The following is an 18,534-nucleotide window of genomic DNA, read 5'->3' on the forward strand; positions in this document are numbered from 1 at the left end:
ACTATAAATTAGTTGCGAGCATTATGCCGCAGCATGTTCTTTTTCAATAGCATCTTTATCCTCTTTTGTGAAAGTATCAACAACTACTGGAGTTGCGATAAATAAAGAAGAATAAGTACCTACGATAATACCCACTAACATTGCAAATATAAATCCTCTGATTGACTCGCCTCCAAAAAGGAACATTGTCAACAATACCAAGATCATCGTTAATGAAGTATTTAAAGTTCTTGACAACGTAGTGTTAATCGAAGCGTTTACAATACTATCAAATGTACCTTTGCGTTTTCCTAAGATAAACTCACGAATTCTGTCAAATACAATTACAGTATCATTCATCGAGTATCCAATTACAGTTAAGATCGCTGCAATGAAATGCTGATCCATTTCCATGTGGAAAGGCATGAATTTGTAACATAAAGAGTAAATTCCTAATACAAAGATAACGTCGTGCGCAACTGCTGCGATCGCACCTAATGAATATTGCCATTTACGGAAAGAAATCATTAAGTATAAAAAGATTACTGCTAATGCACCAAGTACCGCCCAGTATGAATTGGTTTTGATATCCTCAGAGATCGAAGCACCTACTTTTGAAGCTTGCAATACCCCTACTTTTTTACCATCAAATGTATTTGTAAATTTATCATAAGATGTATTTGGATAATACTTAGCTAAAGCTTTGTATAATTTCTCATTTACTTCTTTATCAACTTCAATTCCATCCTCTTGGATTTTATATTTAGTTGTAATTTTCAATTGATCGTCATCGCCTAAAACTTTAGCCTCTACAGGAGTTCCAAATGCAGTTGACAATTCTTCAGAAATTACAGAGGCATCTACTGGCTTTTCGAATTTTACTTGGAAAGTTCTACCTCCAACAAAATCCACACCTTGATCTAATCCGTTTACGAAGAAGATAGAAATCAAACTCACTACAACTACAATTGAAGAGAAAACATAAGTAAACTTTTTAATTTTTATAAAATCGTAATTAAAGTTAGTAAACCAGTCTTTAGTCATATTTGTGCAGAAAGTTAAATCTGCTTTTCCTGCAATGTTTTTATCAATAAAGATTCTTGCAATGAAAATAGAAGTAAACAATGAAGTTGCAATACCAATAAGTAAGGTCAAAGCAAAACCTTTGATTGGTCCTGTTCCAAAAATGAACAAAATCGCTCCCGTTAATACGTGGGTAACGTTTGCATCAATGATCGAACGCATTGCACCATGCCATCCGTAAGCCGAAACTACTGCTTCTGATAAAGTTTTACCATCACGCAATTCTTCCTTAGCTCTTTCGTAAATAATGATATTCGCATCAACTGCTGTACCTAATGTTAAAACTATACCTGCAATACCCGGCAATGTCAATACAAAACCAAAACTTGCCATAATTCCAAATAAGAACAATAAGTTCAATAACAAAGCTAAATTAGCATACCAACCTGCTTTTCCGTAATAGAAAACCATCCAGAAACAAACTAATAAAAATCCGATGATAGATGAAATTAATCCTGCATCAATAGACGCTTGTCCTAATGAAGGTCCTACTACAGTAGATTGAATGATATCAGCAGAGGCTGGTAATTTACCTGCATTTAAAACGTTAGCTAAATCTTTAGTTTCCGTGATATCGAAAGCACCTGAAATCTCAGATCTTCCTCCAGCGATTGGTCCGCTAGAAACACCTGGAGCAGAATATACTACATTATCTAAAACAATAGCAATGTTGCTTTTTTGAGTAAAAGCTCTTCCGGTTAATTCTTCCCAACCTTTTGCTCCTTGAGCATTCATTTGCATAGAAACAGCTGGTTTACCCAATTGATCAAATGTATCTTTTGCATCAGTAACTACAGCACCTAACATTGCTGGAGCATTATCTCTATTACCTTTAAGAGCATATAATTCAACTACTTCAACTTGTTTTTGTTTGTCGTCAGTAATTTTCAATGGTTTTCCCCAAACAAACTTAGCGTAAGTTAAAGCTGCTGGTAAAAGAATTTTGATATCTTGTCTCTTGAAATATGCGTTGATTGTAGCTGTATCTTTTGGAGCAAATAAACCTAAAACTGGTCCACCGCCTTGACCAACAATTTTGTCAAATAATGGATTGTTTCCTTTTTTAGTTGCAGCTGAATCTTTTGCATCAGTCAACAAAGCACTCAATGAATCTTTAACAACTGGTTTTGCTTCTGTTTTAACAACCTCTGTTTTCTTCAATGCTTCGTTAGCAGCCACTAAAAAGTTTCCAACTTCTTGAACATTGTAAGTTTCCCAAAATTCAAGTTGTGCTTTACCACCTAATAATTTTTTAATTCTATCTACGTCTTTAGCACCAGGAAGTTCAACAAGAATTCTTCCTGTTTCTCCTAATTTTTGGATGTTTGGTTGTGTTACACCAAATTTGTCAATACGCTCTCTTAATACTTTAAAAGCACTTTCGATAGACTCATCAACTTTTCTTTTGATTACTTTTTGAACATCAGAATCTGACATTTGAAAACTAACACCACCTTCACCTTGCAATGATCTGTTTGCAAAGATATCAGGAGAAGCTAATTTTACAGTTCCTTTTGAATTGGCTTCGAAAGCTTCAAAAAACTTATTCAAATAAGTTTTGTTTCCTTCTTTATTTGCAGTAGCATCTGCCAAAGACTTATTAAAAACTGGGTTTTTTGAGTTATTAGATAAACCTTTCAAAACGTCTTTAATAGAAATTTGAAGAATTACGTTAATTCCTCCTTCTAAGTCAAGACCTTTGTTGATTTGCTTGTTTTTAATTTCATCATAAGTGAAATCAGTAAAACCAAGATCCAATATTTTCTCTTTACCAATAGAATCTAAATATTTCAACTCTTTATCAGGATTGTCTCCTGCAAAAACTTTAGCATCACCTTTGATGTTATTGGCCACAAAAGTGAAAGAAAGTTGGTAAATACTTACCAGTGCAAATAGAATTGCAAAAAATTTAATCAGTCCTTTATTCTGCATTATTACTAAAAATTAATTATTTTAAATTTGTTTATTGATGATTTGCTTCGACTCCTGCTGCACTTTTTCTATTTTACAAACAATAAAAAAGAAACAATTGCGTTGGGCTATTTTTTTTAAACCGAGCAAATATATAATTAAGGTTAAGATTAACCAATTTATTTATTAATTAATCTCAAGAAAAAGACTGCCCTTAAGCAGTCTTCCTTAATTATTTGTGATTTTCTTAGGCTAAAATCGATTTTAAGGCGTCGTTCATTTGTCGGACTGCAGCTGCACTCTTTTCAAACAAGCCTTTTTCAGTTTCGTTCAATTGAATATCTACAATTTCCTCAACACCGTTTTTACCTATTATACAAGGTACACCGATGCAAATATCATCTTGACCATATTCTCCTTCTACAAATACAGAACAAGCAATCATTTTCTTTTGATCGTTTAAAATACTATCTACCAAAAACGCCACTGAAGCACCCGGCGCATACCAAGCTGATGTACCCAAAAGCCCCGTAAGTGTGGCACCACCTACCATTGTATCAGCAGCTACTTTTTGTAATTGCTCTTCAGATAAAAATTGAGAAACTGGAATACCATTATAAGAAGCTAAACGAGTAAGCGGGATCATAGTTGTATCACCATGACCACCAATTACCATTGCCGAAATATCATTAGCAGGTTTGTCTAAAGCTAAAGATAAATACGTTCTAAAACGAGAGCTATCAAGCGCACCACCCATACCAATGATTCTGTTTTTTGGCAAACCAGTAGATTTCAATGCCAAATAAGTCATCGTATCCATTGGGTTCGAAACTACAACAATGATAGTTTCAGGCGAATATTGTAACACATTCTCAGTCACCGTCTTTACAATTCCTGCGTTAATACCAATTAGTTCTTCGCGAGTCATTCCTGGTTTTCTTGGAATTCCTGATGTAATAACCACCACATCACTTCCTGCTGTTTTAGAATAATCATTAGTTACTCCCGTCACTTTGGTATTGAAACCAGTGTTGGTTGCGCATTGCATGATATCAAGCGCTTTTCCTTCAGCAAAACCCTCTTTTATATCTAGCAAAACCACTTCGCTTGCAATTCCTCTGTATGAAATCACATCTGCACAAGTCGCGCCTACATTTCCTGCTCCTACGATGGTCACTTTCATCTTTTATAGTTTATTCGGTTAATTGTTTATTTGGTTTATTTTTATTGAGCTTTTCAAAAAAATTAATTAAGCATCGATATTTGCGTAAACTGCATTTTTCTCGATAAATTCTCTACGAGGTGGCACCTCGTCACCCATTAACATAGAGAACACTCTATCCGCCTCTGCCAAACTATCAATAGTTACTTGACGTAAGGTTCTAAAGTTAGGATCCATGGTAGTTTCCCATAATTGCTCTGCGTTCATTTCTCCAAGACCTTTGTAACGCTGGATTGCTGCACTTCCACCCATGCGCTCATTGGCTTGATCGCGTTGCACATCATTCCACGCATACTCTTTTTTGTTTCCTTTTTTAACAAGGTACAATGGCGGAGCTGCAATATACACGTGTCCTTCTTCGATTAATTCTTTCATAAAACGGAAAAAGAACGTCAAAATTAAAGTAGAAATGTGACTACCATCGACATCGGCATCACACATAATGATAACCTTGTGGTAGCGTAATTTTTCAATATTTAAAGCTTTACTATCTTCGGCAGTACCAATAGTTACACCCAATGCAGTAAAAATATTTCGAATCTCTTCGTTTTCAAAAACTTTGTGATGCATCGCTTTTTCTACGTTTAAGATTTTACCACGTAATGGCAAAATTGCTTGAAACGCACGGTCACGACCTTGTTTTGCTGTACCACCTGCCGAGTCACCCTCGACAAGATATACTTCACATTTTGCAGGATCTTGCTCTGAACAATCAGACAGTTTTCCTGGTAATCCACCGCCACCCATTACGGTTTTGCGCTGAACCATTTCACGTGCTTTTTTTGCAGCATGACGCGCTTGTGCAGCCAAAATTACTTTTTGAACAATGATTCGAGCATCATTTGGATTTTCCTCCAAATAATTTTCTACCATCTCACTCACTGCTTGACTAACAGGAGAAACAACTTCTCTGTTACCCAACTTAGTTTTCGTTTGACCTTCAAATTGAGGCTCAGCAACTTTTACCGAAATAATAGCCGTTAAACCTTCACGGAAATCATCTCCAGAGATATCAAATTTTAATTTATCTAACATTCCAGAAGCATCTGCATACTTTTTCAAGGAACGAGTTAATCCCGTTCTAAATCCTTGCAAGTGCGTTCCTCCTTCATGCGTGTTGATGTTATTTACATAAGAGAAAATGTTCTCAGAGTAACTCGTATTGTAAATCAAAGCTACCTCAACAGGAATATCACCTTTTTCGTGATCCATAGAAATTACGTGTCCAATAATTGGCTCACGGTTCCCGTCTAAATAACGAATATACTCTTTTAAACCTTCAGTAGAATGAAACACTTCTGACATGAAATTTCCGTCCTTATCAACTTCTCTTTTATCAGTAAACGTAATAGTGATTCCTTTGTTTAAGAACGAAAGTTCACGCATACGTGCCGAAAGTGTATCATATGAATACTCTGTCGTTTGCGTAAAAATGGTTGGATCTGGGTAAAAAGTAACAATGGTACCTCTTTTAGTAGTATCACCAATTTGTTTTACTGGATATAAAGCTTTTCCTTTCTCATATTCTTGTTGGTACACTTTACCATCGCTACTGTGAACAGTGGCTATCAAGTGATTGGACAATGCATTCACACACGAAACACCCACACCGTGCAAACCTCCAGAAACTTTATACGAATCTTTATCAAATTTTCCTCCGGCACCAATTTTGGTCATTACGACCTCTAGTGCAGAAACGCCTTCTTTTTTATGAATTCCTACCGGAATACCACGACCGTTATCCTCAACTGTAATCGAACCATCTTCATTAATTGCAACCGAAATCGTATCACAGTGTCCTCCCATTGCTTCATCAATAGAGTTGTCGACAACTTCATAAACCAAATGGTGCAGTCCTCGAACTCCAACATCGCCTATATACATCGAAGGACGCATTCTTACGTGCTCCATTCCCTCTAATGCCTGAATACTATCGGCTGAATAATTCCCTTTATTGATTTCTTCGCTCATATTGTTTTAATCTAAAAAATGTAATTTTTTGTATAACACGCAAATATATAAAAACGCAAATTATATAACCGTTAAAATCACTTTTAAAGGCTTTAAGTTATTAACATTTGTTTAAAAAATTAAGCTATTTGAATTGCTAAAACCAATAAAAAGCAAGCTTGTATCGAAATACAAAAATCATCCTAAATAAAAAACAGATTTTTAGTAGCAAACTGAGCAGTTTTACCCTAAAAATCTGTTTTTTTTATCAAAATTTATATCTGATTTTAGTGGCACGACAAGCACTAAAAGTATTACTGTATCATTCAGTCTTTCCCGACAATGCTGACTTGACATGGGCAGCATTGGCTCTTCCGCTTGGGTCTTGGTTTTCTTGCCACTTTGGAATCCATTTGCGAACCGTTTGCGCAGCACTTAACTGTGGATAATGTTTATGAAAAATTTGACGATACAAATACGCCTCTTTCGTTGTAGGCGAATTGTATGGGTATTCTTGAGCGGCTCCAGCCAATTGCTCATCCGAAATTTGCTTGGCGCAAAAATCAATCAGTTGGTCTACCCACGAATAACCAACACCATCCGAAAATTGTTCTTTTTGTCTCCACAAAACTTCCTCTGGCAAATACGGATTTTCAGGCGTATCAAATGCTTTTCGTAAAATGAATTTCTCCTTTCCATCGTGATTTCGAGGCATTTTTTCATACGGTTGAATACCAAAAGCCACGTTTAAAAATTCAGCATCTAAAAAAGGAACTCTTGCCTCTACGCCGTGCGCCATTGTGGCTTTATCAGTACGCAATAAATCAGCTGTAAATAATTTTTGTACTCTCTCGATTGTTTCTTTTTGAAAATCTTCGGCAGATGGCGCATTCGCAAAATACAAATAGCCACCAAAAATTTCATCGGCACCTTCGCCAGAAAGTATTACTTTGATTCCCGCTTGCTGAATTGCCTTTGCTACAAAATACATCGGAACGCTAGCTCGCACGGTAATCACATCATAAGTTTCTATTTGTTTGATTAGCGTATCTAAAATCTCAAGTCCTTGCTCTACGGTAAAAAACACTTCTGTATGCGCTGTATCTAAAAACTGAGCAACTTTTCGAGCAGCTACTACATCTGGAGCTTCACTATCCAAACCAATTGCAAATGACTTTAATTTTTGACCCTTTTCTTCGAAAAATCTGCTGGCGATAGCCGTAATAAGTGACGAATCCAAACCACCAGACAACAAAACACCAACAGGAACATCAGCTATCATTCTTTTTTGAGTCGCTTTTGTCAAGGTTTCTCGTATTAGAACCAAATCAGACTCCTGAGTAGCCGTTTGATAATCCTCAAATTCTGGTCTGAAGTATTTCACAAAACCTGTTTTTGGAGTATAGTAATGCCCTGGCGGAAAAGTAGAACATGTTTTGCACTGGTCAATTATCGCTTTCATTTCGGAGGCAAAAAACATTCTACCGCGCTCATCCAAACCATAATACAGTGGCTTTACACCCAACGGATCGCGTGCTGCCATATAATCATCGCCATCAACAATCACAAAAGCAAAATCACCGTCTAATTGCGTACAAAAATCGTAACCCAATAGTTCATACAGGTGTACAATGACCTCTGAGTCGCTCTTGGTTCGAAAAGTACACCCATCAAGAATTCCTTTTCGTAATTCTACATGGTTATAAATTTCGCCATTGTGCACCATGTACACCGACTCAGAACCTTGAATAGGTTGTTTACCCGAATGCAAATCGATGACAGCGAGACGTTCGTGAGCTAAGAAATGTCCTTTTTCGGTTTGAAATAAATCATTTTCATCAGGACCACGATGCGCCATACGCGCCGAAAGGTCTCGTACTAACTGTTCGTCTTTTCCTTTACCTATAATGGCTAATAATCCGCACATAGCATATAATTTAACTGTTAAGCAAGTTGGCAAATATGAGCTACTCGCTTATAAGTGCAAACACAACTTTGCTTTCTACTTTCGTTTTTGAAGTAAAAAATAAGATTTGAATTCAAAATGTAATCAGAATATACCGAAGCATTTCAAATTAAAATGACATTTATTCAAAAGCATCAAATGAAATTACTTCACTTTTTGCCCTTTCAGGTACGTTCCTGCAGGTTTGATTTTCACAATTTGATTTTCTGGCACTTTCATCAAATCTTGATCATAAAGCACAAAATCAGCCCATTTACCAACTTCTAAACTGCCTTTTTCTTTTTCTTCAAAATTCGAAAATGCTGCCCACAAAGTCATACCTCGTAGAGTCTCAGCGCGCGACAATGCATTTTCAATCTGAAATCCGCCTTTAGGATATTCTTTGCTGTCTTTTCTCGCAACGGCAGCGTGAAACGTTAACATCGGATTTACTTCTTCAACTGGAAAATCAGTTCCTAAAGCAATAGTTCCTGCTTTTTGCAATAATTTTTTGTACGCATAAGCATTTTTTAAACGTTCCTTTCCTAAGCGTTCGCCTGCCCAATACATGTCAGAAGTAGCATGCGTTGGTTGAACCGATGGAATGATTCCGAACCTAAAATAATCAAAATCAGCTTCGCGTAGTACTTGAGCGTGTTCAATTTTCCAACGACGATCTTTGGTACCCGCTAAAACTTCTTTGTAAATTTTAAGGATTACCGTGTTTGCGCTATCACCAATGGCATGTGTATTAAGTTGAAAATCTGAAGGCGCTAGTTGTTTTGCAACATCTTTTAAACCTACAATTGGTGCTAGCAAAGCTCCAAATTGCCCTGGCTTATCAGAATAGGCTTTGTGCATACAAGCACCGCGAGAACCTAACGCTCCGTCGCCATACATTTTAAAAGAACGTACATTGATTTGATCCGTTTTATAAACTCCTTTTTTTAAGTACAAATCAATATTTTTTTGATTGGCAGTAATCATAGCATACACATTCAGTTTTAATAATTTGGCCTTTTGCAAACTATCAATCAAATGAATCACATCTGGATCTAAACCTGCATCGTTAACTGTTGTTAAACCGTGCTCGAACATTACTTTTTCGGCGTCTAACAAAGCTGCTATTTGAATTTTACGAGTTGGTTTTGGAATAATTTTAAAAACCAATTCCATCGGATTATCAACTAAAATACCTGTTGGCTCACCATTTGCGAGTTCAATTTGACCGCCGTCTGCATTTGTATCTTTTGTAATTCCCGCTAGTTGCAGGGCTTTACTATTTACAATTATGGCATGTCCATCAACACGATTTAACACTACCGGAATGTCTGGAAATGCTTTATCTAAATCGGCTTTTGTTGGATATTTTTTCACAGCCCAATCATTTTGATCCCAACCATTACCCACAATAAAAGCAGGATTCTTTTTCTTTTGAAAAGCTTGCAAACGACTCACGATTTCATCCATACTTTTGGTGCCTCGTAAATCAACTTCTTGCAAGGTCAACCCAAAATTATAAAAGTGGCAATGTGCATCATACAAGCCCGGATAAATGAATTTCCCGTCAGCTTCAACAGTGTTTTTAGATTCGTATTTTCCTGTAATTTCGCTATCTGAGCCAATGGCAACAATTTTCCCATTGTCAATGGCCATGGCTGTGGCAGTAGCAAAAGCTTCGTTTACGGTATAAATAGTAGCATCGGTTACAATGGTATCTACCTCAATTTTTTTTTTGTTGGAGCAGGACATCAGAAGTAAGGATGCGAAAAAGAAAGTATAAAATTTCATAGTTGTTTTTTTAGGAATGCTAATATAAAAAACTCTCCCTAAATAACTGACGGCTTGAACGATTATATTTTTTGTCTCACCAAACTTGAAAATATTTTACAAAAAAAGCGTCCCACAAAGGAAACGCTTTTAAAGAAATCCAAAATGGCAAAAATGGATTTGATATCAAAACTTATACTTTTTCATAAGCATCATCATGCACACTTGCTACCGCTCTACCGGATGGATCGTTCATGTTTTTAAAGGCCTCATCCCACTCCAATGCAATTTTGGTACTACAAGCCACGCTTGCTTCTTGTGGCACACAAAGCGCCGCAGCATCACTCGGAAAGTGTTCGTGAAAAATAGAACGATAATAGTACTCTTCTTTCGAAGTTGGGGTTTGTAATGGGAATTTATATTTGGCATTAGCCAATTGTTCATCGGTAATTTCAACTGCAACAGTAGCTTTCAGCGTATCAATCCAGCTGTATCCTACGCCATCACTGAATTGCTCTTTTTGTCTCCACGCTACACTTTGCGGCAGCATATCTTCAAAAGCCTTACGAACAACCCATTTCTCCATTGGATGCTCTTTATTGATCATTTTATCTTGTGGATTGATGCGCATAGCCACATCCATAAACTCTTTATCTAAAAACGGAACACGACCTTCAATTCCCCAAGCCGCTAAACTTTTGTTGGCACGCAAACAATCGTACATGTGTAATTTACCTAATTTACGAACGTTCTCTTCGTGAAATTCTCTTGCATTTGGCGCTTTGTGAAAATACAAATAGCCTCCAAAAAGTTCATCGGCACCTTCGCCGGATAATACCATTTTAATACCCATTGACTTAATCACACGAGCCATTAGCCACATTGGCGTTGATGCTCTAATCGTAGTAACATCATAAGTTTCTAAATTATAAATTACATCACGTACGGCATCCAAACCTTCTTGAATCGTGAATTTGATTTCGTGATGAATAGTGCCAATATGGTCGGCTACAATTTGAGCTGCAGCTAAGTCTGGTGAACCTTCCAATCCTACTGAAAACGAATGTAATTGAGGGTACCAAGCATCGGCAACATCGCCTGATTCGATACGTTTTTGAGCATATTTTTTGGCTACAGCCGAAGTGATAGAAGAATCTAAACCTCCAGAAAGTAATACTCCGTAAGGTACATCACTCATTAATTGTCTGTGCACGGCGGCTTCTAAAGCTGTCTTTATGGCACTGATATCGGTTTCATTGTCTTTTACAGCATCAAATTCTGTCCAATCTCTCTTGTACCATTGTACAAATTCACCATCTGTACTTGTCATATAATGCCCCGGAGGAAACAATTGAATTTTGGTGCAAAATCCTTCCAACGCTTTCAATTCTGAAGCTACGTAAAAAGTACCGTGCTGATCCCAACCGATGTACAAAGGAATAATTCCCATGTGATCGCGGGCCACGAAATACTCGTCTTTTTCGACATCATAAATAGCAAATCCGAAAATACCATTCATTTCATCAATAAAATGTGGACCTTTTTCTTGGTATAAAGCCAAAATAACTTCGCAATCGCTTTCTGTTTGAAATTGGTATTTCCCTTCGAATTGTTTGCGTAAAAGTCTGTGATTGTAAATTTCGCCATTCGCAGCCAAAACCAATTGTTTATCGGCACTCAACAAAGGTTGTTTTCCTGAGGCAGGATCAACAATTGCCAAACGCTCGTGTGATAAAATGGCTTTATCATTGCTAAAAATTCCGCTCCAGTCTGGACCACGGTGACGAATTATTTTAGACATTTCTAGAACTTGTGGTCTTAAAACCTCAGCTTTTTGTTTCAAATCGAAGGCACATACAATTCCGCACATATTGCTATATTTTTGATATTATTATTTATTTTGATAAGGCAAAGATGTGATTATGCTTCTAAATTAAAAACATAAAAGCCTTTTTTAGTTTAAATAATAAATCAAAAAATAACAATAACATTAAATATGTAATTATAGATTGAAAAAATTAGTACTTCTAATTACAAACTGTAAAATTGTTGTTGCAATCTAAATTCAGATGGAAAGAATTAATTGATTTGTTCGATCAAATATTTGGTGGTGTTTACCTCAAACGAAAAGCCTACTCGCTGACCCATCAGTTTTGAACCAAGGGGCGATTGAGGCGAAAGCGCAATTACCGTAACTTCATCGACTGCAATCTTTGGAAGTGCAGCACACATGTACAAAAGAATACCATTGGCTTTGACCAAACTACCCAAAATAATTGTAGACGCCACAGTTGAAGGATCAATTTTATCAAGAATGGCCTTTTGACCCAATACTTCCTTGAGTTTATGATTGAGTTTTTCTTGCTCCAAATGCATCATCGAAAGTGCTGTTTCGTGCTTGTCTCCAGCGGAACCTTTGGCATCGTTTTTTGAATCTTCTGTCAAAGCTACAATCATGTCTTTGAAAACATCAATTCGGTCTTGTACCAGTTGAATGTAGTGTGTGTGTATTTTTTGTTTGAAAGTCATATTTGTGAAATAATGCTAAAATCAATAAAGCAGCTAAGAATTGCATGTAGCGAATTCAATAAGCTGCCTCTTGTTGATTGTTCTGAATTTTATTTTTCTTAGTTAAAAATCGAATTTATAATTGGCTCCTACAACAAGCTGCAAACCTTGCACTGGTAAATTCAACCATTTTTGATAAGAATTGTTGGCCAAGTTGTTTCCGTTTAAAAATGCTGTCAAACGGTCACTGTATTTGTATCCAATTTTTGCATTTACATCAAAATAACCATCCAAAGTTATTGGTGGGCTGTTGGTGACAATGGAGGTATTTTCTTGAAAGTCTTTTCGTTCTCCGACATAATAAACGTGTGCAGCAGCAAACCATTTTGGAGAAAAAGTAACATCTAAATTGGCATTTACTTGCAGCGTTGGAAGGTTCCAAGCTTCTTGTTGGAAAGCCGTTTTGTAAGTACTTACCGTTCCATTTACACCAAAACTAACCGCTTTTGAAAAATCAGCTTTTAACTCTCCATAAAAACTAGCGGTCTTCACATCATCGTAAACCACCTGAAAAGAATTACCAAAACCATAATCTGGATTCGTATTGTTTTCACTGTAATTGTTCGCACGAAACAAAAATTTATTACGTTCGTTTAAGTACGATCCACGTACATTATAGCTAACTGAGTTTGACAATTTCCCCTTTAAACCTGCATAAATATCATATTGTTGGTCTGTAGGACGCATCAAATTGGTCGGTGACAAAAACGGATTTTGTCCTACCAAGCTTTCGTAACTGTTTTGTTTTAAATCGCCTTGAGCACCAGCATAAAACAGCATCAAATCGCCTACAACTTTGTATGATGCGGTTACTTTCGGATAGATAAAAAAAGAGTTTTTACTGTTTTGACTGTCCATACTATAAAAGAATGCTGCTCCAAGATTCAGTGTCCAATCATCTCTTTGCATCTCAAAACTTGGTGCCAAACCTAAATTTGTAAAACCGTATTTTAAAGCTTCGACATTAGTATTGCTAAAATTATTTTTTAAACTTCCAGACAGATAATCAACCGTCAATTCGGTTTTAATGGCTTTATCATTTGCGTTAAACACAAAGGTTGGTTTTACTGCAAAGTGATTTTCGGAAGAATCATACTTATCAAAAAAGTGAGTAAATTTAACCGTTGCGTCTTGTAAAAAACTTTCAGAAACCACAACATTTCCGCCTAAAGAAAGCGTAGTGTATGCCTGAAGTGGGTCAATACCACTAATAAGTTGAGCATTAGCTTGCGGTGTGTTTCCTGCTCCAAAACTAGCAGGTAAACCGTACCAATTGTATACTTGGTTTTGATAGCCTGCATTTAGATTATACGACAATCCTTTTTGATTGGAACCGTACATTACATCGAGAGCAGTATCGTAAAAATTATCATCTAAAACCACTTCATTAATTCCTCCTTGCGAAGAATGATGACGGAACATTCCTCCTACATAATCCGTGTTGTTGAGTTCATGGTTTACAAAAAGTTCCCCAATCAAAGTACCATAATTCCCAACACCCAAAGTGGCATAATTTTGAAAAACTTGTGCTTGTTTTTCTTTGGTCACACCTTCTGCTTTTCCTTTTGATGGTGTAAAAGTCGAAGCTACTGGGAACGAGAAAATAGCATATTTAATACGTTCCTTTTTCTCGTTACCTTCATCGTCTAAATCTGGATTTTCTTTGGCTTTGGATGCATCCGAAATTTTGGGAGTATAGGCCTTTACGACATTAACTGTTTCATTGCCTATTTGTTCTTTCTTTTGTGCTAACGAAATTTGAGAAACCAACAAAACCAGCAAACTTACCGCAGTGGTTTTTGGGTTCAAAAAAGCAAATTGCTTCGTCTGAGAGGCTTTTATTGTATGTATGATCGATTTTATAACTACCATTTTGTACTGTTTTATACGTGTGTTTGTTTGTGAATAAAAAGAGAATTTTACACTTCCCATTCGCCTTTTGCTACATATTGTGTTTTGCCTCCAATTTTTATTTCAAAATGTTCAGCCTCTTTTTTTCCGTCAAAATAAATGCGCGAAGGACGGTTCATATAATCGCCTTGGTGATGGTTATTTGAATTTCTTGCTGGTAATACTTTAGTAAAAAAGCTTGCAAACAAGTACTCGCACTTCCCGTGGCGGCATCTTCTTTGAGTTGATTGTCTTCTATGCAAAGCATGCGCGATTCCAATTTATTCCCTTCCAAAGTAAAAAAGTAAAAAGCGCGGTGCGCCGTACCACAATTCGCTACCAACCACTCGTGCGCCTTTTGCTTGTCGAGTTGCAAACGTTTTAATGCTTCTGCTGATTTCAAAGGAATTATTACAAAAGCGCTACCTGTTGTTACCTCTTGAATGTCAAAATTTGTATCAAAATCGGCTACATTTAAGTTACTGAAATTCTCAAAATCAGTTGCCGAAAAAGTATTTAAAAAGGAAGGTTGCGCAGCTTGAAGCCAAACCAAATCCCCTTTTTGTTGCACTGGAATTGCTCCTACAGGAACTTCAAGCGTAATAGCATCGAAGTTTTTCTGAAAAATTTTATGCATCAAAATCCACGATGTTCCGATTATAGGATGACCTGCAAATTTCATTTCTTGATCAGGTGTAAAAATACGTACCGAAGCAGTACCCGTGTCCTGATTTAAGGCAGTGATAAAAGTACTTTCGGCAAAATTAATTTCTCTTGCTATTTGTTGCATTTGCTCAGTAGAGAGTGATTGCGCATCAGTAAAAACAGCCAACTGATTGCCAGCATATTTTTGTTCTGCAAAAACATCTACTATATAAAAAGGTAAAGTCATATTTTAAAATATCTAAAAGAGTGCTGCAAAAATTCTCAAAGCACCTTTACTGATTTATTAATTCAATTTATTTGGTAATACTGGAATTGGTTTTTGCCTCTTCGGTTTTAATTCGATCCAATTCTTTCTTTGCATCTTCAACAACATCTTTATAATCTGTAAAATTCTGAATTACATTTTCAAGAATATAAGTTGCCTGAAAACTATCTTTCAAATTGTAAAAATTAGTCGCCATAAGCACCAAACCTTTCGCTCCGTAATATTTGTAACCCGCATAATTTTTGGCTAGTTTTTGAACAGCCACATTCGAGGCTTCAAACTTCCCTTCTTTTGTTTTAAAATATGCGTCATAGTATAAAGCTTCGGCTGCAAGTTCCCCTTTGGCAATAAGCTGCACATTGGCGTAAGCCGTTTTGGCTTTGGCCTCGTCACCTAATGCTATTGCCGCGCGAGCAATGGTAATTTGTGCATCACTTTTTAAAGCATCATCGGCTTTTGGGTTTTGCAATACCTTCTCCGCATATCGAACAGCGTTATCATTGTCTTTTATAAGTCGGAACAGTCGCATCAAATTGGCTTGTGCGAAAGTTTTGTTTTGTGCCACTTCGGCTTCATTTTCTAATCGAAGTAAAACTAGAATTGCTTGCTCATTATTATCCTTTTTGATAAAAATTTGTGCCAAGCGCGACAAAGATTGCTCTGTATATTCGTTATTAGCTTGTGCAATTACATATTGATATGAAGGTACAGCTTGATCGAAAGACTCTTGTGCAAAATACAATTGTGCTAAAAAGTAATTGGCTTTTAGTGCGTGAATCCCTTTTGGAAATTGACTCACGTAACTACTAAATCCAGCAATGGCTTGTTTGGTGTTGTTTTGCTGGTACTGACGCTCTGCTGCTTCGTATGAATCGTTATCAAGCTCTGCATCAGTAACCGCCACAAAATCTAAAGTACGCACCCAAGTTGCATACTCATCTACCCTACCATTATCAACATAAATCAAACGAGCTGTTGCCACGGCCTCAAGTGCCTCGGGAGTTCTTGGGAATTCAGCAGCAACTTTTTTGAATTTCTGCAAAGCCAAGTCGTCTTTATCAGTATTGTAGTACACCAAGCCTTGACGTAAAATAGCTTTTGCCCCAAAAGAACCTTTTTTAAATTCGGTTATCAAACGGTCATATGTTTTAACGGCCAAATCGTTTTTATTGTCAGCGGCATAAGTATTTGCCAACTCAAAAAGTGCATCATCTCGCCAATCCGACTTTAAATACAGTTGCAAAAAAGAGTTCAGTTCTGCAATTTTTTTGTCATTTTTATTTAAAAAACCTTGTGAAATGGCACGTTGAAAATAAGCATAATCTGCATCAGAACTTTTAGCATCGATGGCTTTTGTGTAGCCTTCAATGGCTTGACTGTATTTTGAAGTCACAAAACGACAATCGGCCATGCGCAAATACGAATCGTACAAACGAACCTTATCCGATGGCGCTTGTTCTATTTGATTCTGGAAAAAAGTAGCCGCCTGATCGTACTCTTTTAGTTTAAAATAAGTGTAGGCAATATTGTAATTGTGATTTTTAAACTCAGGTGTTGTACTCGCTTTTGCTGCAGCACTAAACTGTTTAAAACTTAAAACGGCTTCTTTGTAATCCTCTAAAACATATTCAGTTTCAGCTTTCCAAAAAGTAGCTCGTGCTGTTATATATGGATCTTTTGCTTCGTTCAAAGATTTAGTCAACATGGACAATGCTTCGGAGTATTTTGTATCGGTGTACAATTCCAATCCTCTGTAAAATAAAACCTTTTGATAGGCCAACTTATTTTCAGGTGATTTGTTGCGCTCTAACAATACCAAAGCTTCTTTGTAGTTTTTAGATGAAATATAGGAGTCGATTAATAATTTTTCAACCTCAACTCTACTGGCATTTTTAGGATACTTTTTCAAAAAAGCTTGCAATACTGCAGGAACACTTTCGTAAGAATTCCCTAATTCGTAACTTAGTTTGGCGTAATTCAAAGCAGCATCTTCTTGGATGGCAAGATCAAAATCCATTTCAGAAGCATTTTTAAAAGCATTGAGCGCTTGTTGCTTTTTGTCAGTATTCAAATAACTTTCTCCTAAATGATAGTAGGCATTTTGAGCTACAAAATCTTTTCCACCTATAATTTTGTTGAATTGTGAGATCGCGTTTTCAAAATCTTTTTGTTTGTAGTACGCGTAACCCAATTGGTAAAAATCAGTATTATTCCATTTACCCTTAGTGCCTTTGTATGCTACCAAGTACGGAATAGCTTGGTCGTATTGCTTTAAATTAAAATAACTTTCGCCAATAATTTTATTGAGCTCTGATTTTTCTAAAGCCGACGAATTAGGCATAGCTTTTTTACCCAAATCAATTGCTTTTTGAAAATTACCCAACTTAAAATTCATGTCTGCTTGGTAGTAGGAAAGTTTTTCTTTGTATTTTTCTTCCCCTGAAACCGCATCAAAATATTTGGTAGCTTCTTTGTAATCATCGCCTTCGTAAGCCATAAAACCCAAATAATACTTGGCTTGAGAACCGTACTCTGCTGAGTTGACTACTTTATTCAAATAGGCAGTTGCTTGCTTTTTATTTTTAGCAGCAAAATAACTGTATCCTTTTTGAAAGTTGTATTTTTCTTGATCTGCTCTAGTGCCTGCGTTTTCTTCTACTTTTTCAAACCATTGCAAAGCTTGCGGATAATTGCCTTGTGCAAAATGAAACTGAGCTACTTCTGCGTAAGCCTGATTTTGTTTTACACTTGTAGGATAGGTATCTACAAACTGCTCCATCAACTCATCAGCATTCGACTGATTGGTTTTAATTGCACAAAAAGCTGCGAAATACGCGCAATCCGATTGTAATTCTTCTGTTGATGCAGTGGCTTTTACTCGGTTGAACAAATGTTGTGCAGAGGTATATTGCCCGTCCTTGAACATGGCTACAGCAGTATTAAAATCCTTTGAATCATGGGTATAAATAGTAGATTTTTGTGCCCAAATACTGGTTGACATTCCAAAAAGGATGCAGAGCGTACTCCAAGAAAGTTTATGCATTGTGATTTTATTTTTATAATTCAAATGTATTGTATTCTGCAATGGATAACGAATCCGTTATCGTTTTTATTATGCTTTTGTGTCAAAGCCCAAGTACTCGAAGCAACTTTTGTACCATAAAGCCTTACCATTTTCGTTTAGCATCTTTAAACGTGACCAAATTACAAAATTTGAGTTCCAAGCCAATAATTTATTTGTAATACCAGCGTTATCTTAGTACTTTTACCGCACAAACAAATACA

10 protein-coding genes are annotated in these 18,534 nt (G+C 36.5%); all 10 read right to left on the reverse strand.

Going from position 1 to position 18,534, the window contains the following annotated elements:
* Positions 1-21: 21 nt before the first annotated feature.
* On the reverse strand, positions 22-2,994 hold the full coding sequence (secDF, locus tag KBJ98_RS05985) for a protein translocase subunit SecDF (RefSeq protein ID WP_210788731.1): 2,973 nt from the start codon (positions 2,992-2,994) through the stop codon (positions 22-24).
* A gap of 226 nt (positions 2,995-3,220) precedes the next feature.
* Positions 3,221-4,156, reverse strand: coding sequence for a malate dehydrogenase (gene mdh / locus KBJ98_RS05990; RefSeq protein ID WP_210788733.1), 936 nt, complete (start codon positions 4,154-4,156; stop codon positions 3,221-3,223).
* A gap of 66 nt (positions 4,157-4,222) precedes the next feature.
* A complete protein-coding gene (gene gyrB, locus KBJ98_RS05995) occupies positions 4,223-6,166 on the reverse strand; it encodes a DNA topoisomerase (ATP-hydrolyzing) subunit B (protein WP_210788734.1) in 1,944 nt (647 codons plus the stop codon).
* A 301-nt stretch (positions 6,167-6,467) separates the two neighbouring features.
* Positions 6,468-8,072 carry an asparagine synthase B gene (gene asnB, locus KBJ98_RS06000; protein ID WP_210788736.1) on the reverse strand — a complete coding sequence of 535 codons (1,605 nt, stop codon included), beginning with the start codon at positions 8,070-8,072 and terminating at the stop codon, positions 6,468-6,470.
* A gap of 183 nt (positions 8,073-8,255) precedes the next feature.
* Positions 8,256-9,881 (reverse strand): amidohydrolase, encoded by a 1,626-nt coding sequence (locus KBJ98_RS06005; RefSeq protein ID WP_210788738.1) that lies wholly within the window; start codon positions 9,879-9,881, stop codon positions 8,256-8,258.
* A gap of 172 nt (positions 9,882-10,053) precedes the next feature.
* Entirely contained in the window at positions 10,054-11,730 is a 1,677-nt protein-coding gene (gene asnB / locus KBJ98_RS06010) for an asparagine synthase B (protein ID WP_210788739.1), read from the reverse strand.
* A 209-nt stretch (positions 11,731-11,939) separates the two neighbouring features.
* A complete protein-coding gene (locus KBJ98_RS06015; RefSeq protein ID WP_210788740.1) occupies positions 11,940-12,389 on the reverse strand; it encodes a hypothetical protein in 450 nt (149 codons plus the stop codon).
* Between the two features lie 102 nt (positions 12,390-12,491).
* Positions 12,492-14,300, reverse strand: coding sequence for a TonB-dependent receptor (locus KBJ98_RS06020; protein ID WP_210788741.1), 1,809 nt, complete (start codon positions 14,298-14,300; stop codon positions 12,492-12,494).
* 154 nt (positions 14,301-14,454) lie between these two features.
* A complete protein-coding gene (locus KBJ98_RS06025; protein WP_225899073.1) occupies positions 14,455-15,210 on the reverse strand; it encodes a PhzF family phenazine biosynthesis protein in 756 nt (251 codons plus the stop codon).
* A gap of 67 nt (positions 15,211-15,277) precedes the next feature.
* A complete protein-coding gene (locus tag KBJ98_RS06030) occupies positions 15,278-18,292 on the reverse strand; it encodes a tetratricopeptide repeat protein (RefSeq protein WP_210788742.1) in 3,015 nt (1,004 codons plus the stop codon).
* Positions 18,293-18,534 lie beyond the last annotated feature (242 nt).

Source organism: Flavobacterium erciyesense (assembly GCF_018069925.1).
Lineage (GTDB): Bacteria > Bacteroidota > Bacteroidia > Flavobacteriales > Flavobacteriaceae > Flavobacterium > Flavobacterium erciyesense.

Coding starts and splice junctions, on each gene's coding strand:
- secDF (WP_210788731.1), bottom strand. CDS start 2,994: ATGCAGAATAAAGGACTGATTAAATTTTTTGCAATTCTATTTGCACTG.
- mdh (WP_210788733.1), bottom strand. CDS start 4,156: ATGAAAGTGACCATCGTAGGAGCAGGAAATGTAGGCGCGACTTGTGCA.
- gyrB (WP_210788734.1), bottom strand. CDS start 6,166: ATGAGCGAAGAAATCAATAAAGGGAATTATTCAGCCGATAGTATTCAG.
- asnB (WP_210788736.1), bottom strand. CDS start 8,072: ATGTGCGGATTATTAGCCATTATAGGTAAAGGAAAAGACGAACAGTTA.
- KBJ98_RS06005 (WP_210788738.1), bottom strand. CDS start 9,881: ATGAAATTTTATACTTTCTTTTTCGCATCCTTACTTCTGATGTCCTGC.
- asnB (WP_210788739.1), bottom strand. CDS start 11,730: ATGTGCGGAATTGTATGTGCCTTCGATTTGAAACAAAAAGCTGAGGTT.
- KBJ98_RS06015 (WP_210788740.1), bottom strand. CDS start 12,389: ATGACTTTCAAACAAAAAATACACACACACTACATTCAACTGGTACAA.
- KBJ98_RS06020 (WP_210788741.1), bottom strand. CDS start 14,300: ATGGTAGTTATAAAATCGATCATACATACAATAAAAGCCTCTCAGACG.
- KBJ98_RS06025 (WP_225899073.1), bottom strand. CDS start 15,210: ATGACTTTACCTTTTTATATAGTAGATGTTTTTGCAGAACAAAAATAT.
- KBJ98_RS06030 (WP_210788742.1), bottom strand. CDS start 18,292: ATGCATAAACTTTCTTGGAGTACGCTCTGCATCCTTTTTGGAATGTCA.